Here is a 23,915-nt window from a genome sequence, read left to right on the forward strand (position 1 = left end):
GGTTTATTAAAAACCCTTTTTTTTAATATAACTAAATTTATTTTTTATAAAATTGTGGTAAACAATTGTAATACCGTCGCATTAACAATATCCACAAAGAACGCCCCCACCATTGGCACAATCAAGAACGCCTTGTGTGATGCACCGTAACGGTCGGTGATAGATTGCATATTTGCCACCGCAGTCGGCGTTGCACCCAAGCCAAAACCGCAATGCCCTGCTGATAGGACGGCTGAATCATAATTTGAACCCATCACTTTAAAGGTAACAAAATAAGCAAACAAAATCATCGCCACCGTTTGCACCAACAAAATCACTAGCACAGGGCCAGCAAGGTCAGTCAACTCCCATAGTTTGAGCGACATTAACGCCATTGCCAAAAATAATGACAAGGCAGCATTACCAAACACGTCAATCGCACGGTCAAACATATCAAATTTAAAAAACGTGGTTAACACATTACGTAGTACCACACCTGCACCCAACGCCCAAACAAAGGTTGGTAATTCAAACGCCGTACCTTTGGCAACGCCTGTCATAAAATCAGCAAACACCAAAGTCGCTGCGAATAATGCCAAGGTTTCAATGGTTGAGTTGGCGGTAATCAGACGCACATGGCTTGGTTTTTCAAACATCTCGCTATCAGGTACAGACAGATTGTCCGAGTGATTTTCTTTGTTAATCTGTGTTTTTTCTTCAACGCTCATCGGTTGCACATTAAGTTTTTGCACCAAGCGTTTTGCCACAGGACCGCCGATAAGACCACCTGCTACCAGACCATAAGTCGCACAGGCAATCCCAAGCGTTGTCGCACCAACCACGCCGTATTTTTCTTCCAAAATTGGACCCCATGCCCCTGCCGTGCCATGACCGCCTGTCAAAGTGATTGAACCTGTCACCAAACCCATTAACGGCTCAAGCCCAAGCATGGACGCCATCGCCACGCCAACGCCATTTTGTAAAATGATAAATGCCGATACCAACACGGTAAAAATTATCAATGGTGTACCACCTGCTTTTAAACGCCCAAAGTCAGCACTTAGCCCAATTGAGGCAAAAAACATCAACATACAAGCTGTTTGCAACTCTTTATAAAAGTTAAAGCTATAACCACCAAATACATTTAAACAATAAACCACCACCGCAGCGACCAAACCACCTGCGACAGGTTCAGGGATATTGAAATCTGACAAAAACTTGATGCGTTTCACCATAAATTTGCCCAATAGCAATACAATCGTCGCCAAAATCAGCGTATAATAACCATTTACAACAATCGGTTCACTCATAAAATCACCTATTTTCTGTATTTTTAATAAAATTATTCGAAAAAACGATGTAAAATTTTTCAAATCATGAAAATCAAGACAAAAGTACCGTATTTTGGCATAAATGGCAAAAAAATTACAGTATTTTTGCTAGATTTTTACAAAATTTATGGTTTTTATGACAATTTTCTTTTAAATTACCCAACTTTTTTTTAAATATTTAAGGCGAACCCTTGATGAAAATTATTGCTGATTACAATATTGCTCATTTGCACGATTTTTTTAATCCCAATACGCTTGGGCAAAATATTGAGTTAATAACAGTCGCAGGGCGAGAAATTACCGCAGAAATGTTGGCAAATTATCAGCCTGATGCGTTACTTATCCGCTCGGTAACACCGATTAACGCCAATTTGTTAGCAAATAATACCAACGTAAAATTTATCGGTACGGCGACCATTGGCGTTGACCATGTGGAAAGTGACTATTTGCTACAGCGTGGCATCCGTTTTGCCAATGCGTCAGGGTGTAGCAAACATTCGGTTGCCCAGTATGTGCTGACGGCGATTTTGGCTTTGCACCCTGATTATCTATTTCAGCCGATAAAATTGGGGATTGTTGGGCTAGGCAATATTGGCGGAACATTGGCAAGGTATGCACAATTATTGGGCTGGCAAGTGTTAGGCATTGATCCTTTTTTGGCAAAAGATACGCAAGCAAATTATCAACAAAATCTTGATAAATTATTAAGACAAAGCGATGTTATTAGCTTTCATGTACCGTTAACCCATGCCGATGACAGCCCCTATCCGACCCATTATCGGTATTTGATGACTAGTCAAAATTGGCAAAAAATTCAGCCCCATACCTTAATTGTCAACTCTGCTCGTGGCGAAGTGTTGGCACAGGCAGATATTTTGGCAAATCCGCAAACCGTGGTGCTTGATGTTTTTGAACATGAACCTCAAATCAGCGATACTTTGTTACACCACTGTCGTCTAGCCACACCGCACATTGCAGGCTACACGCTAGAAGGCAAATTGCGTGGCACACAGATGATTTACGATGCGTTATGTGAACATTTACAACAACCAATTAGCGTGAATTTTGAGCAATTCCTACCCAAAGAAACATCTTTATTCTCAAATCAATTTTCACAAAGTTTTTATCAAAAATTCAAAAACTTACAAGCTTTGGATAAGTATGAAAAAGAACAGTTATTAGATAATATTGATAAAATATACAATATTTATGCAGATAATACCAAACTGCGAGCAGTGGCAACGCCTGATGTGTCAGGAAAAGATTTTGACCAATTACGCAAAGATTATCCGCTACGCCGAGAATGGCAAGCATATTTTGCGTAAATTTTCATAATATAAATGGTTTAAAAATTTGCAGAAAAAGTATTACAAACTATCTTTACAAAATATCTCACATTTTTTTAACACAATTAAAGAATTTCGGTGCATAATAAGCCAAATAATGCTGAAAATAGTTATCTTTATTAAATTATCTTATTAAAAAAGGAGATCATCATGAGCTTAAAACTCTATATTTTACAAGGGGCTTGCTCACTTGTACCGCATACCGCTTTAGTTATGGCGAAACACAGTGATAATATTAACTACGAAATCATCAGCGTTAGCCGTGAAAATCTAGCAAGCCCAGAATTTTTGGTAATCAACGCACAAGGCTCTGTGCCTGTTTTGCAAGATGGGGAATTTAGTTTGTCGCAGAATTTGGCGATTTTGAGCTATTTGGACAAACAATTTCCCAATGCAAAAATTTTTGGCACAGGCGATAATCAGAAATTAGCAAAAACCCAATATTGGTTAAGTTTTTTGAATGCAGATTTGCACAAATCTTTTGCACCGATTTTTAACCCTACCAGAGTGGTTGCTGATGAGACAGCCTACCCATTAGCCATTCAACAAGCAACCACCAATTTTTTAAATCTGTTGACAATCCCAAATCAACAGTTAGAAAATCAAGATTTTTTAAATGGTGAGTTTACGGTTGCTGATATGTATTTGTATGTGATTTTGCGGTGGGCGACTGCCAAACAAGTGGATTTTAGCCAATATACAAATATTGTGAAATTTATCAAAGCCGTTGAACAAAATAAAGTTGTTCTGCAAGCTTTGGCAGAAGAAGATTTACAAACTTTGTAAATTGTTACAAATAAAGGTGTTAATTAGCGTGATTAACACCTTTTTTATTAAGCATATTTACGATAAAAACTTAATTTATCTAATAACCGATAAATGGTATCTTTTAGCTGTAAACGATGCACCACCATATCCACCACGCCATGTTCCGCCAAAAATTCGGCTCGTTGGAATGGTTCATCTAGCACTTCACGCACCGTTTGTTCAATCACACGTTTGCCTGCAAAGCCAATCATCGCTTTTGGCTCGGCAATGTGAATATCACCAAGCATCGCAAGACTTGCGGTTACGCCTCCGTACACAGGATTGGTCAAAACCACGATGTAAGGCACGCCAGCTTGTTTGAGCCGTTCAATTACCGCCGATGTGCGAGCCATTTGCATGAGCGACAACAAGCCTTCTTGCATTCTCGCCCCACCACTTGCGGCAAAGCAAACAAGGGGGCTGCGTTCTTTGAGTGCGGTCTCGCCTGCCAACACAAAACGGTCGCCCACGACTGACCCCATTGAGCCACCCATAAACCCAAAATCAAAGGCACACGCCACCACGTCCAAATTTTTTAATTTGCCTGTCATGGCGATTAAGGCTTCGGTTTTACCTGTTTTTTGCTCAGCTTCGGCAAGACGTTTTGGATACGGTTTGCTATCCACAAAGCCTAGCGGATTACCCGTTACCAAGTCTTTGCCCAACTCGTTATCCATTTGGTCAAAAAACCATTCCAAGCGTTTGCTTGCGGTCATGCTCATGTGTTCTTCGCAATGAGGACAGACAAAACTGTTAAAATTTAACACCGTATTGGTGCTAATGGCGTGGCAATTTGGGCATTGGGTGGATGGTTCGGTTTCAACGGCTGTCAATATTTGTTTGCTTTTTGGCTTAATGGTCGGTAAAGGGCGATTAAGCCATGTATTGGCAAAGTCGCTTTGCGGTTGGCTATCGGTCGTTGCGTCGTTTGTCATGATTTTATCCTTGTTTGGTAAAATAAGTTTACAGTTATAAACTAAATTTTATCGCTTATCTTAACCGATTTTGATAAAAATTGCTATTTTAAGTCATTACAAATTATCAATCGCCTCTCTCAACTCACGCATTTTTGCCACGATATTTACTTTTGCCTGTTCAATTTTTTTACTGTCATTACCAACATCAGCAAAATGCCTAACCAGTTCACTACCCACAATTACCCCATCTGCAAATTTGGCAACCGCCTTTGCACTTGCACCGTCTTTTATCCCAAAACCCACACAAACAGGCAGATCGGTATCCGCCTTAATCGCTTGAACTTGGCTTGCCACTTCATCAGTATCCAACGCCTTTGAGCCTGTTACGCCCTTGACTGACACATAATAAATAAAGCCTGTACCGTGCTTTAATACCGCTTGACGGCGGTCTTTTTGGGTGGTGGGGGCAAGTAAAAAAATCTGATTGATATGCTTATCGCTAAGTTTTTTGGACAGCGTATCGTCCGTTTCATTGGACGGTAAGTCCACGAGTAGCAAGCCGTCCACGCCATTTTGCTCGCACAACGCCAGAAACTTATCATAACCAATAATCTCCACAGGGTTTAAATAGCCCATTAACAGAACTGGCGTTGTGGCGTTGGATTTTCTAAATTCGCCCACCATTTGCACGGCTTGGGTGGTACTTGTACCGCCCGCCAACGCCCGCTCGCCAGCCAATGAGATGACCTGCCCGTCCGCCATAGGGTCGGAAAATGGCAAGCCAACCTCAATAATGTCCGCCCCTGCCGATACTAGCTCGTGCATTAGCTCCACCGTGACGGTCGGATTTGGATCGCCTGCCATAATATAGGGGATTAGGGCTTTTTTGTTTTGCTGTTTTAAAGTTGTAAAAGTGGTTTCAATTCTGGTCATAATTTTTCCTATTATTCTTTAAAATAAAATTCATCGCCTGCATTTCTGGTTAGAAATTCTAAATAATTTCTGGTTGGATTGGTAGACCAAGCAGCAGTTATACACTGTCTATAACACTCTTGCCTAACTTCATAGCCAAATACATCTTCTATCTTGTTCAAAGATTTAGCACTTGGCTTAACTCGTTTCCAATAATAAAAAAATGGTCTTTCAACATCGTTTTTACCATATCTTTCGGTTGAAAATTTGGTATTTTCTAACAATGACACAATTTCATCATCATTTGCACCTTCAAGATTATTTTGAGTTCTTATGCGTGATAAATAATCAACCAATGCTAAAAAAAATGCCTCATTGGTATAATTTTCATCATTTTTTAATGATTCACAAATTTTTTTGTAAATATAATTCGGTATATATGTATTTATATAATTTAAATTTTCTCTACTAGTTTTAACACTAATACTCCAAGCACAATTATAATTTTCAAGCCCAATAATGATTGATTTTGAATTAGCAAAGAAAATACCTCTAACATTTAATCCTTTAAATTTATAATCAAATAAAAAGCTATTATTTGTTTTGTTTTCACAAAAATTGATTAGCTCATTTAGATTTTCGATATTCATTTCAAACCCTTATTACCTCAATATCAATCCATTTCAATCCCATCTACTGTCATCACCGTATGCAAATCTTTATCGCCGCGACCTGATAAATTGATGATGATGGATTTGTCCTTGCCGAGCGTTTTGGCAAGTTTTAGCCCATAGGCAACAGCGTGCGAGCTTTCTAGGGCAGGGATAATGCCTTCGGTTTTGGTCAAAATACGAAAGGCTTCTAACGCCTCATCATCGTCAATCACCACATACTGCACACGCCCCATATCCTTTAAAAAGCTGTGTTCAGGCCCGACCCCTGGGTAGTCAAGCCCCGCAGAAATGCTATGCGTTTCAATGACTTGCCCTTCATCGTCCGCCATAAGGTAGGTGCGATTGCCGTGCAACACGCCCACACGCCCTGCATTTAACGGAGCCGAATGCTTGCCCGTCTCAATGCCGTGTCCGCCTGCTTCCACGCCATACATCTGCACATCTTTATCGTTCAAAAACTCATAAAATAGCCCCATTGCATTTGAGCCACCGCCTACACACGCCACCAGTGCGTCAGGCAATTTGTCTTCAAATTCAAGGTGTTGCAAACGAGCCTCACGCCCAATAATCGCCTGAAAATCACGCACCAGCATCGGATACGGGTGCGGGCCTGCCACCGTGCCAATCACATAATAAGTGTCGTCCACATTGGTTACCCAGTCTCGCATCGCCTCATTCATCGCGTCTTTGAGCGTGCGAGAACCACTTGTTACAGGCACGACTGTCGCCCCCAAAAGTTTCATACGATAGACATTCATTTTTTGGCGTTCTACATCGTCCGCCCCCATATAGACCACACATTCTAGTCCAAGCCGTGCCGCAATCGTAGCGGTTGCCACGCCGTGTTGCCCTGCCCCTGTCTCAGCGATGATACGCCTTTTACCGACCAGTTTGGCCAAAAGTGCTTGCCCAATGGTGTTATTGACCTTGTGTGCGCCTGTGTGGTTTAAATCTTCTCGTTTAAGATAAATTTTTGCCCCGCCTGTCTTTGCTGTTAAGCGTTTGGCAAAATACAAAGGTGTGGGACGACCCACATAATTCACCAAATCGTCATTATATTCTTTCCAAAATTCTGGGTTATTTTTGACCGATAAATAAATGCGTTCTAGCTCTTCTAACGCACTCATCAAGGTTTCGGAAACAAAACGTCCGCCATGAATGTCAAAATGCCCTGTGGTATTAGGGAATTGGGTGTAGTCTGTCATAAGTTTTTGCCTTTTGAATTATTTGTTTAAGGGAATATGTGCTATATCAAATTTTTGACAAAGTTTATGTAACTTCTTGTCAAAAGTTAATAAATGAGAATGCTGAAATTTTGTTGTAGAATAAGCAATCACACCATCCGCAAAATCACCATTATTTTTCAAAAATTCCATTGAAAAATTAACCACTTCTTTATCAAAATCAATATGGGATTGTGTCAAAATTCCCTTTAATACTTTTACAATATAAGCATTAGGAAATTTTAGTTTCTTTTTCATAATCCAAACCATTTCACACAATGTCTGAATGGGTAGATATAACTGATAATTTGGATTGGTTAAATAAGATTTTGCAATAACAAACTGATTGTCATCATCTTTTAATAAATATCGCATTAAAACATTGGTGTCAATAATATAAATATCAGTCATGACATCATTGCTCTTTCACAAATGGCATCTGTAATGGCATTATCCATTTCTTCATCAGAAATATAGCCATTAGTATAAGGCGACAAAATTCCTGCCAAATCTTCAATGGAGTTAACCTCTGGTAAAGGTTGCAATTCATCTTGCACATTTGTTTTAACAGAGATAATCTCTTTTTTAGGGAAATTGGCAATCACAGCCAAAATGCTATCTACAATATGATTTTCTGCGGTTAAAGTCAAAGTCTTCATAAAAAATCCTATAAATCTTTAACCACCGTCAATCCTGCAAAGGTCTGAGCGGTTGGCATGACTTCTAGTCGGTTAATGTTAATATGTTTGGGCTGATTGATAAGCCATAATACCATATTACTAATGTCTTCGGGGCGAATAAATTCCACATTTTCATAAACCCTCCCCGCTTTCTCATCATCACCATGAAAACGTACGTTACTAAATTCTGTGCCGCCGCACAAACCAGGTTCTATGTTGGTAACTCGCACTTTTTTGCCAATCAAATCGGCTCGCAAATTTAGACTAAACTGCGTAACAAATGCCTTAGTCGCCCCATAGACATTCGCCCCAAAATACGGATAATTGCCTGCCGTTGATGAGATATTGATGACATAGCCGTCATTTTTGGCAACCATAAATGGCAAAATCTCGTGCGTAATATTAACAAGCCCAAGCGTATTGGTATTTATCATTGTTTGCCAATCGTTAATATCCGCTTTATCGGCAGATTCCAAACCCAATGCCAATCCTGCATTATTGATAAGCACATCAATATTTGCCAAAATGTCATTAGGCAAAGTTTGCAAAGCCATTTTTGTGACGGATATGTCGCCAATATCAAAGCACAGCGGAATAAAATTATCACCAAGCTCGTTTTTTAATTCATCAAGTTTATTTTGACGGCGACCTGTGCCAATAACGGTAAAGCCGTTTTTAATACAATCAATGGCAATTTGTTTGCCAAAACCTGATGTTACGCCTGTGATTAGAATGTTCATAGATTTTTCCTTTTCTAGGTTATTTATTCTAGATTACTTAATCATCTTGCAACAATTCCAAATTAATTTCATAATCTTGAATTGAATTATTACGATTTGATTGATTAGGCTCTCTGTCGATATTGTCATAACGCACCCTATCAACACTAATGCCTTTTGGTGTTCGCTTAGTTTGAAATATTACCCTATCCCAAATTCTTGGGTGCAAAGAACCTTTGGGAAATGCTGAAATATGCACAAAAACTTCTTTTTCAAACTCATCAGATTTTATAAAACCAAATCCTTTATCGCCATTCCAACGACTGATTACGCCTTTGCTCATATGTAATACTCCTAAAATAAGCCTTTGCGACCAAATTGATCTTCGCACGCATCGCCGTCCCTATCGCCGTCCATTTTGACATCTGGACAATGCTTTAAGAAATATTGAGCTTCTTCTTTTGAGGTCATTTGGCTACAATGCTGACGACCGTCACAAACATATGATTTTTTCGGCTTTGAAATTGTTTGGGCTGGTTTTTGAATTGGTGTACTTACAACTGTTTGAATGGGCGTAAATTCAGGTTCTGTACTTTTAATAAAATTCCCATAAACGAAATATCCAATACTGACCAATACAAATACACCAATAATTTTAGATAATGTACCACCACCATTCTCATCATCTTGGCGATAATTTTGGCGAATTGGTTTTTGTGGTTCATTTTTAAAATTAACCTTGTAGGCTTGCTTTCCTTTTGGCGTGTCTTTAACAAAAAATACAACTTCATCGCCAATATTTGGGCGTTTATATTTATTTTGAAAATCGGAAATATGCACAAAGATTTTTTTATCAAAATCATCAGATTTAATAAAACCAAAACCTTTTTCATCATTCCAAAATTGAATAATTCCTATACTCATTTTAAATTCTCAAATTATTGATAAATTGAAACATTCTCTCCCCGCACTTCACCCCCTTTTCTTTTTCAATCCCTCCACTCACATCAACGCCTTTAATTTTGCTCATTAAACTTTTATTACCCACAACATCGCCAATGTTATTAGAATTTAGTCCGCCTGCCAAATAAATGGGCAATGGCGAATTGTCAGGAATTTTATCCCAATCAAATCTTTGCCCTGTACCGCCAAAGGTTTTGTCGTTAAAAGTATCCAAAATCACCCCACTTGCCCCACAATCTGCCAATGCTTGGATTTGATTTAAAATACTGTCGCTATCATCACAAGGCTTAACACGAATGGCTTTTATCCAGCGTTTGCAAACACGCTGAGCCATTAGCCCACATTCACGAGCAGACTCATCGCCATGAAACTGCACCACATCAAACGGCACATAATGTGACAAGGCTACCAAATCCTGCTCTGGCATATTCACCACAAGAGCAACAATGCTCGTAAAAGCAGGGACAGATTTTGCTAAAGTCATCGCCTCATCAAAGCTGACGTGGCGTGGGCTTGGCGGATAAAACACCAAACCAATCGCATCTACACCAAGGCTTACCGCTTTTTTTATCTCATCGGCTCGGGTAAAGCCACAAAATTTTACACTTAAATTCGTCATCATTTTATCAATCTTGTTAAAAGTTTTATCCTAACACATTTTGACAAGAATATTTGCTTTTTTTCGTAAAATTGTTTGATTTGGTAAATTTTTGGCATAAAAAAACCACTTCCGTAGAAATGGTTTTTTCTTTTTTCAATATTGGTTAAAATTTATTATTAGACTTTTTAAAAAAAGTATTACATTTATGATATATCATAAATTATAAGGATTACTAGTAGGTATATTTTTCAATGAATTAATAGTCGTATTTGGTGCGAACGGAGGGACTTGAACCCTCACGCCGTGAAGCACTACCCCCTCAAGATAGCGTGTCTACCAATTCCACCACGTTCGCAAAAATTAGGCTTAATATTCTAACATATCCTATCAAAATAGCAAGCTAAATTTACAGCTTTCCTATTTTGCAGGAGCAGTCGGGGCAGGCAGTGTGGTTGTAGGCGTTGTCACACCACTGACATCTAACGTATGATTATCAATCGCTTGCTGTTTGGCAAACACCGCAAGAGTAATACTCGTAACAAAGAAAATCGCTGTCAACACCGCCGTACTTCTGGTCAAAAAATTCGCCGAACCTGAGGCCCCAAACACCGTCCCCGAGGTCCCTGCCCCAAACGAAGCCCCCGCATCAGCCCCTTTGCCGTGTTGGATTAAAATCAAGCCGATCATGGCAATCGCCACCACGATATGAAGTGTTAAAATTACGTTATACATAGTTCACTCAATCAAAATAAATAGGTCTATTGTACCTTATTTTTTGGCAAAAGCGGTAATAATTTCACAAAAGCTGTCCACCTTTAGCGATGCCCCACCCACCAACACCCCGTCCACCAATGGGATTTTTGCCAAATCATTGGCATTTTTATCATTCACGCTACCACCGTACAAAATCGGTGCAGGCATTTTAAACGTAGACAATAGTTCACTAATAAAATGATGCACGTTTGCAACTTCATCAAACGTCGGTGTCAAGCCTGTGCCAATTGCCCAAACAGGCTCATAAGCAACAATCAATTTTGGGAAACTCGGATTTTCTACTAACGAAATATTTTTGGCAAAACTTGCTAATAACGCTAATTGACGTTGCAAAACCGTTTCAGTTTCGCCATTATCGTATTCATCTTTGGTTTCACCAATGCAATAAATCACTGACAAGTTTGCGTTAAACGCATTTTGAATTTTAGCCGTTAAACTTTCATCTGTTTCACCATAATATTGACGGCGTTCCGAATGTCCGATAATAACCGATTTCACCCCCAATTCTTTGAGCATAGATGCAGAAATTTCACCTGTAAACGCCCCATTTTCGGCATGATTGGCACACACATTTTGGGCAGAAATGTGCATTGACAACGCATGATTATCAACAAAATCAATCACTTGGCTTAAATGCACCAAACTTGGGGCAATTACCACATGGCTATTATCCGCTATGATTTCTTGTCGTTGCAAATTTTGAGCCAGACCTTGCATTAAATCAGTAACTTGTGCCGATGACACAGGGTTCATTTTCCAGTTTGCCACGACCCACGTTTGTTTAGCATGATTAGATTGGTTCATACATCACCCAAATTATACTATTCGTTATATTGTTAATGACAATGTTATGATTGATTTTATGGTAAAAAAACGCTTTATTATAGCATATTTTGGCAAAAACACGCTAAAAACTTTCGCAAAAATTTTGTTAAATGCAATATTTAGACGCAATAAAAAATCCTTTAACAACCACGCTGAATAGGCTATTAAAGGATTTTTAGAATATGGGGTGAATGACGGGACTTGAACCCGCGACAACTGGAATCACAATCCAGGGCTCTACCAACTGAGCTACATCCACCATAATATGTGTTGACACGCAAATGGCGCGCCTGACAGGATTCGAACCTGTGACCACCTGCTTAGAAGGCAGATGCTCTATCCAACTGAGCTACAGGCGCTCTAGTGGTGCAAATTTTAGCAATAAAAAAAGCCTTTTTCATTTAAGGCTTCTATTTATTTAATTTATTAAAATGAATTAAATAAATGGTCGGGGCGACAGGATTCGAACCTACGACCCCCTGGTCCCAAACCAGGTGCTCTACCAAGCTGAGCTACGCCCCGAATTTTTATAGGATGTTTTATTCAACATCGTTGCTTAAGTGGTGCGTATTTTATAGTAGCCCCACCTTGTTGTCAACACTTTTTTTTATTTTTTTCATTTTTTTATCGGTTAAAAATTTGGACTTTATATTTTTGCATTGATAAACAATCACTTATGCAATTTATACACAGGATTTAAATTTTTTGCATACAGGCTTGATAACGGCGGTTAACATTGTCGGCGTACCACTTGGTGTTGTAGTCTTTGCTGAGTTTTGCCCCAGAAATGACGACTTGGGGCATCATTTCACCAATTGGGTCTTTGTCTGTTTTCATTTTATATAAGCTAGCAATGGTGCGATAAGTTTCGGTATCGGCAAATTTTCGTGATTTTTCTTTGCTTAAGTCATTGCGAATTTGGCGTGGCGTTAGTTTTAAAAAACCTTGATTTGCCATACTTTGTAAGGCTTTTTCACTTTGGCTAGGCATATCGCTGATAGTTGTGCCACTTTTATAAATCAGCAAATCACCGTCAAAATCAATGTTTTGCTTGCTTAATTCAGCGAGCATTTTTTGAAAGCCAGCATTACGACTAGAGTACATGCCTGAATTGTAATCGGCAAAACGATAAATCGGATTTTGATAGTCGGTTTGGTATCGCATTAGGCGGTGAATGCCGTAATATAACCCGCCATATTGACTGTACAAATCTTGGCGTAATGTTTGATTGTCGCCGTCATTTCGGCGGTTATCACGGGCATAATTGATATGCACCTGCATACTGCCAAGCGTGGTAATCGGGTCAAGCTTTTCGGCGATATCTTTGCCTACGAGTTTGGTGAGTTGGGTAATTTTGTTGGCATAATATTTTTCGCTAAAATATTGAAACATTTGATAATAAATTTTATCTAACTGTTGTTCAGTTTTTACCGCCAAAATTTGTTTTTCAAAACTATTTTGCACGCTCGGTTGTTCTTTTAACATTTTTCTAAAAAATGGGGCAATGTTTTTGCCAAGTTTTTCGTCTAATTTTTCGTTGAGTGCGTTTAAACTAGTTTTGCCTAAGTTTTTGACAGGTGGGTCGGCTTGAAAGTTAGACTCTTGGTCAATCACCGCAATCACAGAGCAGATATTATTAGCATTGCGTTCAATATCTAAGGTGTTAAAAATTGCATAAATATCATTTGCCCACGCTTGTTTGTCTTGGTGACGGTTTGGCATAAATTTAGCAATTTGTTCGGCGGTGTAGGTAGGTGTTGGCGTTTCGGCTTGAATTAGACCTTTGATTTTGTCGCAACCTGTCAACAAAAAACACGGTATAGTTAACGTTAAAAAATAGTGGTTTTTTTTAACAAAAAATAGTGGTAATTTCATAAAAATAACCTATACTAAGGGCATCTTGTTGCTAGTAAAAAGGTTGTCATTGACAAAACTTAAATTGACAGTTCTCTTGTTCATTATAGTGGAAAAATGTTAATTAATCGTTGCAATATTGTTGTATTTACAACCTTAAACGTTGTTTAAAAATTGATAAAAACAATAACTTTGGCATAAAAAGTTGGAGTAAAAGATGGTAAAAATTCGTGAAAGTTTGCCGTTGTTAGACGGTTCAGATGCCAACCATGATAGTGCAAGTATGCTAGCAAGTATTACCGCACAACACCATTTTAGTCATACGGATTTGCCGATTATTTCGGACTCAGCGAGTAAAATCATTGATGAGCATACAATAGACACGGACGCATGGTTAAAATCCATGGCAAAACGTGCCAATCAACCGAGCCTACCAAAGCTCATCAAAGCCTGCGAACTACTCAAGACTCAAGATTTATCTACACCTTCAAAGCGTTCCAATGCCTTTTTGACAGGGGTTGGTATGGCGGATATTTTGGCATATTTGTATCAAGATGAAGATGCGTTAGTGTCAGCAATGCTGTACCGTGCGGTGCGAAAAGACGTGTTGAGCGAAAGACAAATCCGAGCAGAATTTGGTAATGAAGTGGCAGATTTGGTACAAGAAACGCTAAAAATGGGACGTTTGTCGGATTTGATTGAAAATAATAAACGCTTAGAAGACCATTTTAATAATAACCAAAAAGACCGTTTAGCAGGGATTTACAATATGCTAATTTCGGTTACTAATGACGTGCGTGTGGTGCTGATAAAACTAGCAGAGCGTACATTTGCGATGCGTGAATTATCCTTTGCCACGCCTGAACGTCAACAGCGTGTGGCTCGTGAGGTTATGACAATTTATGCACCGCTTGCCCATCGGTTGGGTATTGCTCAATTAAAATGGGAGTTAGAAGATTTATCCTTTCGTTATCTTGCCCCTGACCGTTATAAAGAAATTGCCAAATTGCTTAATGAAAAACGCAGTGAGCGAGAAAGCTATATTCAAAATGTGTCCGCTCAATTACAACAAGCCTTAGCAGAACATGGCATTCAAGGTGAAATTTCTGGACGTGTAAAACATATTTACTCTATTTATCGTAAAATGAAGCTCAAATCGTTGTCATTTGACCAGTTATATGATATTCGTGCATTGCGAGTATTGGTGAATACAACGGCAGAATGTTATCACGTCATGGGCTTGGTACATGGGCTATGGCGACACATTCCTGAACAGTTTGATGATTATATTACCAATCCAAAACCGAACGGCTATCGTTCACTACACACAGCGGTGATTGCACAAAATAAGTCCTTAGAAGTGCAAATTCGTACCTTTGGTATGCACTATGAAGCCGAGCTTGGCGTGTGTTCGCACGTCAGTTATAAAGAAGGGACAAAAAACAAACAAGATGATTATTTAACCAAAAAAATCAGCTCATTACGCCAAATTCTATTAAATCAAGATACAAAAGACGTTACTCAACCAAATGACATTAACAAAACCGAACCGATAAAATCTATCCAAACTCAATCCGTTCAAGATGAAGATGCGGATTTGGATTTTAGTGAGTTTGAACGGATTTATGTATTTAGTAAGGATGGCGATATCATTGAGTTACCAAAAGGTTCAACCGTACTGGATTTTGCCTATTATGTGCATACCCAAGTTGGCAACCGTGCTCAAGCCGCTCGTGTTAATCAACGCTATGTGCCACTCACCTATCAACCCAAAACAGGCGAACAAGTAGAAATCATCACCAAACAATCACGAGAGCCAAACCGTGATTGGCTGGTGGCATCACTCGGTTACATCAATACCGCACGAGCAAGGGCAAAATTACGCCAATGGTTTAACAAACAAGACCGTGATAAAAACATTGAAACAGGTAAACACATTCTTAACAAAGAATTATCACGCTTATCCGTGCATCCAAACAGCATTGATTTACATGATTATGTGAAATTTTTTAACGCACGCAACGCTGATGATATTTTAGTTGGCTTGGTCAATGGTAATGTGGAACTACCCGATTTAACCGCCCAAATCAGCCGTCATCTTGACCTTGAACCTGATGTGGTAGAAGCTGAGCTTGTACCTAGTATACACCCAAAAGCCACAGGCAAACTGGACGCTTATAAAATTGAAGTAGACGGTTTGGACAATATTGATATCAAACTAGCAGGTTGCTGTAGCCCTGTGCAAGGTGAGCTAATTGCAGGATTTATCACTCAGTCGCACGGCGTGAGCATTCATCACGTGGACTGCCCAGAATATGAACGCCTTATCCACAAAGAACCAGAACGGGCAATTAGTGCCGTTTGGTATGGCAATAAAGGCAAATCACAACTGGTACAAATCTACCTTGAAGCCTATGACAGACGAGGTTTATTGCGAGATTTAACCTATATCATGGACCAAGAAAATGCCAACATTCGCCGAGTGGATACCCTAAGCGACGTGGAAGATATTGCAAGACTCAACTTTAGTATCGAAGTAACAGGGCTTGGGCAATTATCCAAGCTTTTGGCAAAACTAGAACAACAACACGGCATTATTTTAGCCAGACGGGTCATTACCAATTCCCCAAAAAATGCCTAACCTAGCAAATCCATTGGTGTTAAAAAAGTTCAGAAAAAAGGATAACGCAAACAATGCCAGAATTACCCGAAGTACAGACCACTGCCACGAGTTTAACGCCCTTAATTGGACAAAAAGTTGCCAATATTCGCATTTTTCAACCCAAACTACGTTGGCAAGTGCCTGACGATTTGGCAACGTTACTAAGTTTTGAATTAAACCATGTTGAAAGACGTGCAAAATATTTAATTTTAACCTTTGTTAAAAAAAGCATTGAAAAAAAATTAATTATTCATCTAGGCATGTCAGGTAGTTTACAACAACATCCCCATGATTTTGCCGTGCGAAAACACGACCATTTAATCATTGATTTTATTGATGATTTTGCAAAAACTACCCAGTTGCATTATCATGACCCACGTCGTTTTGGTGCGGTGCTATGGTATGACATGTTTGCCGATAAATTGCTTCATCACTTGGGCGTTGAACCGCTCAGTGATGATTTTACCACCGTTTATCTATACAACCTCATTCATCAACGCAAGCAACCGATTAGCCGACCGATTAAAGCGGTGATTATGGAACAAACGATTGTGGTTGGTGTTGGCAATATTTATGCGACAGAAAGCTTGTTTTTGTCCAAAATTCATCCATTGACGCCTGCCCATTTGTTAAACTATCAACAATTATCAGATTTGGTAAAACATATTCGCCAAATTTTACAAACAGCAATTAAAAAAGGTGGCTCAACGCTCAAAGATTTTACCGTGGGTGCAGGCAAAACAGGTTATTTTCAACAAACTTTAAACGTGTATGGACATAAAGGCGAGCCTTGTCCGATTTGTCAAACGCCGATTGACAATGTAAAAATTGCCCAACGAGCCAGCACGTTTTGTCCAAACTGCCAACCTTTGCCGACTAATTTAATCAGTTAACCTCGTGTATTTTGCCAACATACAACAAAATTTAACCGTTAATCCGAAAAAAATGCTAAAAATGTAGAATTTTACTTGCTAAATTGCGTAAAAATTGGTGTAATGTAGCTTTAAATTTTAATTCATTCATTGGCTAACCTATTTTTATCGGTTTTTGTCCAAGTTTTAGGAGTTTGTTATGAAAACATTGCGTAAATTGGCGATGGTTGGTGCGTTAAGCGTGGCGTGTGTGAGCCCAAGTTTTGCAGCGACTGAGATTGACGAGGATAACTTTGGTCCAACTTATGGCTCAATGGTTGCCGATACCGTTGGTGGCAAACCTTTACAGTTAGCCACGGTTGTTGGTGGTACTGCCGCTTTTGTAGCCAGCTTGCCTTTTACCTTTTTTACAGGTGATGTTGCCAATTCTAAACGTGTGTTAATTGATGAGCCTATCCAAGCCTTAGACCGTTGCCTAGGTTGCACGCCAGCCCAAGATGCCTACTACAAATCACAACAAGTGCATAACAACCAAGTTCGCCTTGTGGTGGATGGTCCATCAGAGATTTATATCAACACCGACCAAAATGTGGTGGTAAGCCAACCTTAATTTAATTTGATAAAAATTATGGCAAAAGTGTTTTAAAAAAGACCTTACTATAGGTCTTTTTTATTTAACAATCTTGTAAGAAAATCAAAATGGCACATCGCTTTCCCAGTTGAGCCAAACACCAGAATTTGGGTGTTTTAGGCGTAATTTGTGAGCGTGCAGACAAAGCCTTGGCGATAACGCCAACGCTACGCCGTCTGCATAAATTGGGTCGCCCAACATGACATGACCCAAATGTACCATATGCACGCGTAATTGATGACTGCGTCCTGTGATGGGATGCAACGCCACGCGAGTAATCGGCACATCTTGACGCAGTTCGTGGTGCAGGCTTTCAAATTTAGTCAAGGCGTGTTTATGCCAATTCATATCCACAATATGACGTGGCTTAGTACTTGGCTCGTAGCGGACGGGCACGCTGACTTCGCCCGACTGTGGCAACGTGCCAAATACCAAGGCTTGGTATTCTTTTTGTGGCAATCGGTCGATAAATTGTTTGCAAATATGGCTCTGTGCTTCGGCATTTTTGGCAAAAATAATCAGCCCTGACGTGTCCATATCTAGCCGATGAATGAGCTTTAAATTTGGCTCAACTTTTAACAAACGTGATTGTAAACTGACCTTTAATTCACGTCCGTCCACGCTGAGCAAGCCATGCGGTTTGTCCACCACCCAAATATCATCATCTTGATAAACCGTGATTTTTTTAGCAAAATCTTCAAAAAAACTCGGTAAAAGTTGGGTTTCTGCGTGGTTTTTTTTGGCAATTTTTTCAGCAGTTAACATGAATTTTCCTATAAATCCAATGAATTGGATACAATCAATCGGCTATTTTAACACAATCGTGCGATTATTTTGTTAAAATAATCCAATTTGTTGCTAATTTAAGTTTTTATCATGCACCCAATGTTACACACCATTTGGCAAAGTTATCGTCAGTATATTCCGCCACATCAGCCGATTTATATCGCTTGCAGTGGCGGTCGTGATTCTATGTGCTTGCTCTACGCCTGTCATTTGCTAAAATTACCCATTCATGCCATTCATATTAACCACCAATTACAAGCGGTCAATGAAGATTGGCAAATAATAGTAGAGAATTTTTGTCAATCACAACAAATCCTTTGTCAAAGCCAACGCTTAACATGGCAAAATCCTAAGCTTGTCAATGAGCAACAAGCGAGAACCGCTCGTTATCAAGCCTTTTGTGAACTCACCGAAACCAATGCGATTATCGCCACCGCCCACCACGCCCAAGACCAAGCCGAAACGGTGTTATCAAACTTTTGTCAAGGAACAGGCATTACAGGGCTATCAGGAATGTCGGCATTTAGCACGCAACACGCCTTTGCTAAACCGCTTAGACTGTGGCGACCGCTGTTGTCGGTGAGCCGTGATGTGATTAATGAATTTGTCAAGTTGCACCAAATTCCCTATGTAGATGACCCAACAAATATTTATCAGTCTGAGCAAAATAATAATCAACGTACTTGGCTACGCCATCAAGTTTTTCCTGTGTTAAATCAACGCTTTAACCAAGTTAGTCAAAATATCGCTCGGACTTGTCAAAACTTGGCAGAAAGTGAACAAATTTTACAAGAAATTTATCAACAAGATTTGTCTTTTTGTCAATCTTTTAGTTGGACAAGTCAGCAACAATGCTTAAATATTGAAAAATTACAAAAACTTAGCCAACCTCGTATTTTTCAACTATTACATTATTGGGTAAAAGCAGAAAAAGCATTTGCCCCAAATCGGCAAATTATTGAGCAAATATACCAACTTATTTTAACAAAAAATAGCGACCAACAAACGATTATCGCATGGCAAGGCGTACAAATTCGGCGTTATCAACACACTTTGTATCGGTTAAATACAGATTATGTGACGGCTTTGGCAACAAAACAGCCGTTATTTTGGCAAGCGATGAACCCAGATAATGCGTATCAATCCAGAACCATTGTCGCAGGTGAAAGCTTTCAGCGTTTGGGTAAACCGCATCACGAAAGTTTTAAAAAAATTTGTCAAGCATTAAAAATTCCTGCGTGGGAGCGAGTTTTTGCATCAGTTTTACAAAAAAATGGACAGGATTTTGCCCTATGTTTTGCCGATAGATGTGTTTTTTTAACAAATTTTTAATGTTTCTGCATGGTAAATTTGGTTTTTATTATGTTAAAATAAGTAAGATTGTAATTTTATCGTGCTATTTTGGATTTTATCCAAATAGCGTTGTTTTTTTGTGGATTTACGCTAAACTGTTAAGATAGTTACCTTAGCAAAATTTTAAGTGGAAAATTTATGTCTGCATTTCCAAATTTTGGTGGCATTGCGTTACGATTAGTTCAAGAGAACATCGTAAGCGAATCTGCCATGCAAAAAGCGATTACTGAGTCGCAACAAGAAAAGAAAAATCTGATTGCCTATTTGGTCGATTCCAAAGTAGCGAGTGCTGACCGTGTGGCTTTGCTGATAGCCCGTGAGTTTGGCGATCCGCTGATAGATTTGGATGCCTTAAATCCTGATTATATTCCTAAAGATGCGGTTGAAGAAAAAATCATCCGTGAATTTGATATTTTGCCAGTTTTTCAGCGTGGCAATCGTCTGTTTGTGGCGATGAGCGACCCAACCCGTGTGGATGCCTTAGATGCGTTAAAATTTAGCACACGACTCATGGTGGAAACTGTCGTTGCTGAACATAGTAAAATCAAATCCATGATTGAAAAGATGTTTTCAGCATCAACTTTGGATAGTTTTGGCGATTTTGATGCTGATTTTGGTGATGAAGATAAACCTGATGATGGTGGTGGTGAAACCACACTAGATACGACAGATGATGCTCCTGTGGTAAAATTTGTCAATAGTATGCTGATTAAAGCCATTAGTATGGGGGCATCGGACTTACACTTTGAACCTTATGAAAAGGTGTATCGGGTACGTTTTCGTGTCGATGGCGTGTTACAAAAAATTGCCAATCCACCGATGCAGTTAGCCAGTAAAATCGCTGCCCGTCTAAAAGTGATTTCCCAAATGGATATTTCTGAACGCCGTATTCCGCAAGATGGTCGTATTAAGCTAAAAGTCTCCAAAGAACGGGCAATTGACTTTCGTGTGAACTCGTGTCCCACCCTATTTGGTGAAAAATTGGTTCTGCGTATCTTGGACCCATCATCGGCAATGCTGGGCATTGATGCGTTAGGCTATGAACCTGACCAGAAAAAATTATTTATGGAAGCCCTTGATAAACCGCAAGGGATGTTGTTAATTACTGGTCCAACAGGTTCTGGTAAAACCGTTTCGCTATATACAGGTTTAAACATTTTAAATACGGTGGAAACCAATATTTCTACCGCCGAAGACCCTGTTGAGATTAACCTTGAAGGGATTAACCAAGTCAACGTAAATAATAAAGTGGGTTTGACATTTGCCAGTGCGTTGAAAGCCTTCTTGCGTCAAGACCCTGACATCGTCATGGTGGGTGAGATTCGTGACCTTGAAACCGCCGAAATTGCGATTAAAGCCGCTCAAACAGGTCACATGGTATTATCAACATTGCATACCAACTCTGCCCCTGAAACCTTAACACGTTTAAGAAATATGGGCGTGGCATCGTTTAACATTGCCACTTCCGTCAACTTGGTCATCGCACAGCGTTTGGCACGTCGCTTGTGTAAAGTGTGTAAAAAACCAACGGAAGCCCCACGTCAAAGTTTATTAGAAATGGGCTTTACCGAAGAAGATTTGGATAATCCTGAAAATGTGATTTATGAACCAGTCGGTTGTTCTGAATGCCGTGAAGGCTACAAAGGGCGTGTCGGTGTCTATGAAGTGTTAAAAATCACACCAGAAATTTCACGGATTATTATGGAAGACGGTAATGCCATTCAAATCAAAGATATTGCCTTGACCCAAGGTTTCCGTGATTTACGACGTTCAGGTATTATGAAAGTCTTGCAAGGCTTAACCAGCGTGCAAGAGATGTACCGTGTCACAAGTGAATAACAAAACATTTTTTATTAGCCAATAACAACAAAAATAGGTATCAACTACCGCCAATCATTGAGGATAACCGTATGGCAAAAGTCCAAACCGAACAATTACAGGATTTTATCTATGAAGGCACGAATAGACGTGGCGAAAAGGTAAAAGGTGAGGCAACTAGCCGTAATATTGACCTAGCACGTGCCCAACTGCGTAAACAGGGCATTCAAGTTAAAAGTATCAAGAAGAAAGCCAAACCCTTGTTTAAAGGGGGTAAAGCGATTAAAGCGATTGATATTGCCATCTTTGTGCGTCAATTAGCCACCATGATGAAAGCGGGTGTGCCATTAACCCAATCTTTTGAGATTGTCGCCGATGCTTTAGAAAACCCTAATATGAAAGAATTGGTATTAAAAATTAAAGCGGATATTGAAGCTGGTAGTAATTTCGCCTCTGCTTTACGTAAACATCCACGTTATTTTGATGATTTGTTTTGTTCGTTGGTGGAAGCGGGTGAACAATCAGGTGCGTTAGAGACCATGCTTGAGCGGGTTGCGACCTATAAAGAAAAAAGTGAATTACTAAAAGCGAAAATTAAAAAAGCCATGAAATATCCTATTGCGGTTATTGCTGTTGCATTTATTGTAACAACAATCTTATTAGTTAAAGTTGTGCCTGTTTTTGCTGATGTTTTTAAATCTTTTGGTGCAGAATTGCCCGCTTTTACCCAAATGGTGGTTAATATGTCAGAATGGATGAAAAAATGGTGGTGGATAGTATTATTTACTATTGCTGGACTAACTATCAGTTTTTCTGAAGCAAAAAAGCGTAGTAAAGCCTTTCGGGATTTTCTAGACCGTTTGGCACTTAAAATGCCTATTTTTGGTAATATTGTGTATCAGGCAATTATTGCAAGATTCTCTCGTACCTTATCAACAACCTTTGCTGCAGGTGTACCGCTGATTGATGCTCTAGACTCTACAGCAGGTGCCACTAACAATGTGGTTTATTATAATGCAACCCAACAAATTAAAGAGAATGTCGCCACAGGGCAACAAATGCAATTTGCCATGCGTTCTACCAATCTATTCCCCAGTATGGCGATTCAGATGGTCGGGATTGGCGAAGAAGCAGGTAGTCTTGAAGAAATGCTCGATAAAGTTGCCACCTATTATGAAAATGAAGTGGATAATGCTGTCGATGGTTTAACTAGCCTTATGGAACCGATGATTATGGCATTTTTGGGGATTGTTATTGGTGGCTTGGTGGTTGCGATGTATTTACCAATTTTCCAAATGGGTTCTGTTATTTAATGAATACGTTTTTTTTTATACAATTATTACAACAATCACCGCTTACAGCGATGATTGTTTTTGCTATTTTAGGCCTATGTGTTGGCAGTTTTTTAAATGTGGTCATTCACCGTACTCCGCTCATGCTTGAACAGCAATGGACAACTGAATGCCAATATTTATTACACCCAAATGATAATGTTGAACCACCCATTCCCATCACCTTAAGTTTTCCACCTTCTCGCTGCCCAAAATGTAATCATCAAATCCGCTGGTATGAAAATGTTCCTGTGCTTAGTTGGCTATTTTTACAAGGTAAATGCAGTGGCTGTAAAAACCCTATTAGCTTTCGCTATCCTTTTGTGGAGATTATTACCGCGATTTTATCGGTTTTGGTGATTGTACAATTTGGTGTGACTTGGCAAGGGGCTAGTGGTTTAGTTTTAACTTGGGTTTTAATTGCTTTAACAGGCATTGACTTTGACACCCAGCTATTGCCTGATAGACTGACTTTGCCTTTGGCAGGACTTGGTTTATTTGTCAATGCTTTTGCTATTTTTACCAGCCCAAGCCAAGCAATTTTTGGCTATGTGATTGGCTTTTTATGCCTTTGGATTGTTTACAAGCTATTTTTATTAGTAACAAAAAAACATGGTATGGGCTATGGTGATTTTAAATTATTAGCCGCCCTTGGAGCATGGCTTGGTCCAAGCCTACTACCATTAATTGTCTTTTTATCCGCGATGATTGGCTCAATCGTTGGCGTGATTTTGATGAAACGTGCAGGTGAAAGCAAACCGTTCGCCTTTGGGCCGTACATCGCCATGGCAGGTATGGTTGCGTTGTTATACGGTCAGCCAATTTTAACCTGGTATTTAGGCAGTATGGCAGGTTAA

24 protein-coding genes and 4 tRNA genes are annotated in these 23,915 nt (G+C 39.4%); 9 read left to right on the forward strand and 19 right to left on the reverse strand.

Annotated features, from left to right (window positions below; translation table 11 throughout):
• Window positions 1-44: 44 nt before the first annotated feature.
• Window positions 45-1,289: a sodium/glutamate symporter gene (gene gltS, locus A3G3_RS0109910; protein ID WP_019520363.1), complete on the reverse strand. Its 1,245-nt coding sequence runs from the start codon at window positions 1,287-1,289 to the stop codon at window positions 45-47.
• 215 nt (window positions 1,290-1,504) lie between these two features.
• Here gltS and A3G3_RS0109920 point away from each other — a divergent pair, with 215 nt between their 5' ends.
• Complete coding sequence (locus A3G3_RS0109920; protein ID WP_019520365.1) at window positions 1,505-2,635, forward strand: 4-phosphoerythronate dehydrogenase; 1,131 nt, start codon at window positions 1,505-1,507, stop codon at window positions 2,633-2,635.
• A 171-nt stretch (window positions 2,636-2,806) separates the two neighbouring features.
• Window positions 2,807-3,442, forward strand: coding sequence for a glutathione S-transferase family protein (locus A3G3_RS0109925; protein ID WP_019520366.1), 636 nt, complete (start codon window positions 2,807-2,809; stop codon window positions 3,440-3,442).
• 47 nt (window positions 3,443-3,489) lie between these two features.
• On the opposite strand, the gene accD is transcribed toward A3G3_RS0109925, so the two are convergent.
• From accD to A3G3_RS0110015, 17 genes are all read right to left on the reverse strand, one after another.
• Window positions 3,490-4,398, reverse strand: a complete 909-nt coding sequence (gene accD / locus A3G3_RS0109930; protein WP_019520367.1) for an acetyl-CoA carboxylase, carboxyltransferase subunit beta — start codon at window positions 4,396-4,398, stop codon at window positions 3,490-3,492.
• A 96-nt stretch (window positions 4,399-4,494) separates the two neighbouring features.
• A complete protein-coding gene (trpA, locus tag A3G3_RS0109935) occupies window positions 4,495-5,313 on the reverse strand; it encodes a tryptophan synthase subunit alpha (protein ID WP_019520368.1) in 819 nt (272 codons plus the stop codon).
• Window positions 5,314-5,324: 11 nt separating this feature from the next.
• On the reverse strand, window positions 5,325-5,942 hold the full coding sequence (locus A3G3_RS0109940) for a hypothetical protein (RefSeq protein WP_019520369.1): 618 nt from the start codon (window positions 5,940-5,942) through the stop codon (window positions 5,325-5,327).
• A gap of 23 nt (window positions 5,943-5,965) precedes the next feature.
• Window positions 5,966-7,171 (reverse strand): tryptophan synthase subunit beta, encoded by a 1,206-nt coding sequence (trpB, locus tag A3G3_RS0109945; protein WP_019520370.1) that lies wholly within the window; start codon window positions 7,169-7,171, stop codon window positions 5,966-5,968.
• A gap of 18 nt (window positions 7,172-7,189) precedes the next feature.
• A complete protein-coding gene (locus tag A3G3_RS0109950) occupies window positions 7,190-7,600 on the reverse strand; it encodes a type II toxin-antitoxin system VapC family toxin (protein WP_019520371.1) in 411 nt (136 codons plus the stop codon).
• A complete protein-coding gene (locus A3G3_RS0109955) occupies window positions 7,597-7,848 on the reverse strand; it encodes a hypothetical protein (protein ID WP_019520372.1) in 252 nt (83 codons plus the stop codon). The genes A3G3_RS0109950 and A3G3_RS0109955 overlap by 4 nt, the downstream gene beginning before the upstream one ends.
• Before the next feature lie 8 nt (window positions 7,849-7,856).
• Complete coding sequence (locus A3G3_RS0109960) at window positions 7,857-8,609, reverse strand: SDR family NAD(P)-dependent oxidoreductase (RefSeq protein WP_019520373.1); 753 nt, start codon at window positions 8,607-8,609, stop codon at window positions 7,857-7,859.
• Window positions 8,610-8,646: 37 nt separating this feature from the next.
• Window positions 8,647-8,931, reverse strand: coding sequence for a cold-shock protein (locus A3G3_RS14100; protein WP_019520374.1), 285 nt, complete (start codon window positions 8,929-8,931; stop codon window positions 8,647-8,649).
• 11 nt (window positions 8,932-8,942) lie between these two features.
• Window positions 8,943-9,512, reverse strand: a complete 570-nt coding sequence (locus A3G3_RS0109970) for a cold shock domain-containing protein (protein WP_019520375.1) — start codon at window positions 9,510-9,512, stop codon at window positions 8,943-8,945.
• Between the two features lies 1 nt (window position 9,513).
• Entirely contained in the window at window positions 9,514-10,173 is a 660-nt protein-coding gene (locus tag A3G3_RS0109975; protein ID WP_019520376.1) for a phosphoribosylanthranilate isomerase, read from the reverse strand.
• A 249-nt stretch (window positions 10,174-10,422) separates the two neighbouring features.
• Window positions 10,423-10,507 (reverse strand) — tRNA-Leu (locus tag A3G3_RS0109980).
• A 62-nt stretch (window positions 10,508-10,569) separates the two neighbouring features.
• The gene (gene secG / locus A3G3_RS0109985) at window positions 10,570-10,884 is read right to left on the reverse strand and encodes a preprotein translocase subunit SecG (RefSeq protein ID WP_019520377.1); all 315 of its coding nucleotides are present in this window, start codon (window positions 10,882-10,884) and stop codon (window positions 10,570-10,572) included.
• A 36-nt stretch (window positions 10,885-10,920) separates the two neighbouring features.
• Complete coding sequence (gene tpiA / locus A3G3_RS0109990; RefSeq protein ID WP_019520378.1) at window positions 10,921-11,730, reverse strand: triose-phosphate isomerase; 810 nt, start codon at window positions 11,728-11,730, stop codon at window positions 10,921-10,923.
• A 204-nt stretch (window positions 11,731-11,934) separates the two neighbouring features.
• A tRNA-His gene (locus tag A3G3_RS0110000) sits at window positions 11,935-12,010 on the reverse strand.
• Between the two features lie 23 nt (window positions 12,011-12,033).
• A tRNA-Arg gene (locus A3G3_RS0110005) sits at window positions 12,034-12,110 on the reverse strand.
• Between the two features lie 86 nt (window positions 12,111-12,196).
• A tRNA-Pro gene (locus A3G3_RS0110010) sits at window positions 12,197-12,273 on the reverse strand.
• Window positions 12,274-12,447: 174 nt separating this feature from the next.
• Complete coding sequence (locus A3G3_RS0110015) at window positions 12,448-13,626, reverse strand: DUF1615 family protein (protein ID WP_019520380.1); 1,179 nt, start codon at window positions 13,624-13,626, stop codon at window positions 12,448-12,450.
• Window positions 13,627-13,822: 196 nt separating this feature from the next.
• On the opposite strand from A3G3_RS0110015, the gene A3G3_RS0110020 reads away from it, so the two are divergent.
• The 3 genes from A3G3_RS0110020 to A3G3_RS0110030 all read left to right on the forward strand — a co-directional run bounded on the left by A3G3_RS0110020 (window position 13,823) and on the right by A3G3_RS0110030 (window position 17,749).
• Window positions 13,823-16,246 carry a RelA/SpoT family protein gene (locus tag A3G3_RS0110020; RefSeq protein WP_019520381.1) on the forward strand — a complete coding sequence of 808 codons (2,424 nt, stop codon included), beginning with the start codon at window positions 13,823-13,825 and terminating at the stop codon, window positions 16,244-16,246.
• A gap of 53 nt (window positions 16,247-16,299) precedes the next feature.
• Window positions 16,300-17,160, forward strand: a complete 861-nt coding sequence (gene mutM / locus A3G3_RS0110025) for a bifunctional DNA-formamidopyrimidine glycosylase/DNA-(apurinic or apyrimidinic site) lyase (RefSeq protein WP_019520382.1) — start codon at window positions 16,300-16,302, stop codon at window positions 17,158-17,160.
• Between the two features lie 178 nt (window positions 17,161-17,338).
• On the forward strand, window positions 17,339-17,749 hold the full coding sequence (locus A3G3_RS0110030; RefSeq protein WP_019520383.1) for a hypothetical protein: 411 nt from the start codon (window positions 17,339-17,341) through the stop codon (window positions 17,747-17,749).
• Window positions 17,750-17,833: 84 nt separating this feature from the next.
• Here A3G3_RS0110030 and A3G3_RS0110035 read toward each other — a convergent pair whose 3' ends face one another.
• Window positions 17,834-18,535: an RluA family pseudouridine synthase gene (locus A3G3_RS0110035; protein ID WP_019520384.1), complete on the reverse strand. Its 702-nt coding sequence runs from the start codon at window positions 18,533-18,535 to the stop codon at window positions 17,834-17,836.
• Window positions 18,536-18,646: 111 nt separating this feature from the next.
• On the opposite strand from A3G3_RS0110035, the gene tilS reads away from it, so the two are divergent.
• From tilS to A3G3_RS0110055, 4 genes are all read left to right on the forward strand, one after another.
• On the forward strand, window positions 18,647-19,888 hold the full coding sequence (gene tilS / locus A3G3_RS0110040) for a tRNA lysidine(34) synthetase TilS (protein WP_019520385.1): 1,242 nt from the start codon (window positions 18,647-18,649) through the stop codon (window positions 19,886-19,888).
• Window positions 19,889-20,047: 159 nt separating this feature from the next.
• Window positions 20,048-21,748, forward strand: a complete 1,701-nt coding sequence (gene pilB, locus A3G3_RS0110045; RefSeq protein ID WP_019520386.1) for a type IV-A pilus assembly ATPase PilB — start codon at window positions 20,048-20,050, stop codon at window positions 21,746-21,748.
• Window positions 21,749-21,819: 71 nt separating this feature from the next.
• The gene (locus tag A3G3_RS0110050; protein ID WP_019520387.1) at window positions 21,820-23,040 is read left to right on the forward strand and encodes a type II secretion system F family protein; all 1,221 of its coding nucleotides are present in this window, start codon (window positions 21,820-21,822) and stop codon (window positions 23,038-23,040) included.
• Complete coding sequence (locus A3G3_RS0110055) at window positions 23,040-23,915, forward strand: prepilin peptidase (protein WP_019520388.1); 876 nt, start codon at window positions 23,040-23,042, stop codon at window positions 23,913-23,915. Before A3G3_RS0110050 ends, A3G3_RS0110055 begins: the two co-directional genes overlap by 1 nt.

Origin of the sequence: Moraxella boevrei DSM 14165 (genome assembly GCF_000379845.1) — a bacterium.
Lineage (GTDB): Bacteria > Pseudomonadota > Gammaproteobacteria > Pseudomonadales > Moraxellaceae > Faucicola > Faucicola boevrei.

Excerpts from the sequence above, each read along its gene's own strand:
- A3G3_RS0110055 (WP_019520388.1), top strand. The coding sequence starts at position 23,040 with ATGAATACGTTTTTTTTTATACAATTATTACAACAATCACCGCTTACA.
- A3G3_RS0109925 (WP_019520366.1), top strand. The coding sequence starts at position 2,807 with ATGAGCTTAAAACTCTATATTTTACAAGGGGCTTGCTCACTTGTACCG.
- A3G3_RS0109970 (WP_019520375.1), bottom strand. The coding sequence starts at position 9,512 with ATGAGTATAGGAATTATTCAATTTTGGAATGATGAAAAAGGTTTTGGT.
- A3G3_RS0109920 (WP_019520365.1), top strand. The coding sequence starts at position 1,505 with ATGAAAATTATTGCTGATTACAATATTGCTCATTTGCACGATTTTTTT.
- trpA (WP_019520368.1), bottom strand. The coding sequence starts at position 5,313 with ATGACCAGAATTGAAACCACTTTTACAACTTTAAAACAGCAAAACAAA.
- pilB (WP_019520386.1), top strand. The coding sequence starts at position 20,048 with ATGTCTGCATTTCCAAATTTTGGTGGCATTGCGTTACGATTAGTTCAA.
- tilS (WP_019520385.1), top strand. The coding sequence starts at position 18,647 with ATGCACCCAATGTTACACACCATTTGGCAAAGTTATCGTCAGTATATT.
- A3G3_RS0110020 (WP_019520381.1), top strand. The coding sequence starts at position 13,823 with ATGGTAAAAATTCGTGAAAGTTTGCCGTTGTTAGACGGTTCAGATGCC.
- accD (WP_019520367.1), bottom strand. The coding sequence starts at position 4,398 with ATGACAAACGACGCAACGACCGATAGCCAACCGCAAAGCGACTTTGCC.
- secG (WP_019520377.1), bottom strand. The coding sequence starts at position 10,884 with ATGTATAACGTAATTTTAACACTTCATATCGTGGTGGCGATTGCCATG.
- A3G3_RS0109950 (WP_019520371.1), bottom strand. The coding sequence starts at position 7,600 with ATGACTGATATTTATATTATTGACACCAATGTTTTAATGCGATATTTA.
- A3G3_RS0110030 (WP_019520383.1), top strand. The coding sequence starts at position 17,339 with ATGAAAACATTGCGTAAATTGGCGATGGTTGGTGCGTTAAGCGTGGCG.
- tpiA (WP_019520378.1), bottom strand. The coding sequence starts at position 11,730 with ATGAACCAATCTAATCATGCTAAACAAACGTGGGTCGTGGCAAACTGG.
- A3G3_RS0109940 (WP_019520369.1), bottom strand. The coding sequence starts at position 5,942 with ATGAATATCGAAAATCTAAATGAGCTAATCAATTTTTGTGAAAACAAA.
- A3G3_RS0110035 (WP_019520384.1), bottom strand. The coding sequence starts at position 18,535 with ATGTTAACTGCTGAAAAAATTGCCAAAAAAAACCACGCAGAAACCCAA.
- A3G3_RS0109955 (WP_019520372.1), bottom strand. The coding sequence starts at position 7,848 with ATGAAGACTTTGACTTTAACCGCAGAAAATCATATTGTAGATAGCATT.
- A3G3_RS0110050 (WP_019520387.1), top strand. The coding sequence starts at position 21,820 with ATGGCAAAAGTCCAAACCGAACAATTACAGGATTTTATCTATGAAGGC.
- gltS (WP_019520363.1), bottom strand. The coding sequence starts at position 1,289 with ATGAGTGAACCGATTGTTGTAAATGGTTATTATACGCTGATTTTGGCG.
- A3G3_RS0109975 (WP_019520376.1), bottom strand. The coding sequence starts at position 10,173 with ATGATGACGAATTTAAGTGTAAAATTTTGTGGCTTTACCCGAGCCGAT.
- trpB (WP_019520370.1), bottom strand. The coding sequence starts at position 7,171 with ATGACAGACTACACCCAATTCCCTAATACCACAGGGCATTTTGACATT.
- mutM (WP_019520382.1), top strand. The coding sequence starts at position 16,300 with ATGCCAGAATTACCCGAAGTACAGACCACTGCCACGAGTTTAACGCCC.
- A3G3_RS14100 (WP_019520374.1), bottom strand. The coding sequence starts at position 8,931 with ATGAGCAAAGGCGTAATCAGTCGTTGGAATGGCGATAAAGGATTTGGT.
- A3G3_RS0110015 (WP_019520380.1), bottom strand. The coding sequence starts at position 13,626 with ATGAAATTACCACTATTTTTTGTTAAAAAAAACCACTATTTTTTAACG.
- A3G3_RS0109960 (WP_019520373.1), bottom strand. The coding sequence starts at position 8,609 with ATGAACATTCTAATCACAGGCGTAACATCAGGTTTTGGCAAACAAATT.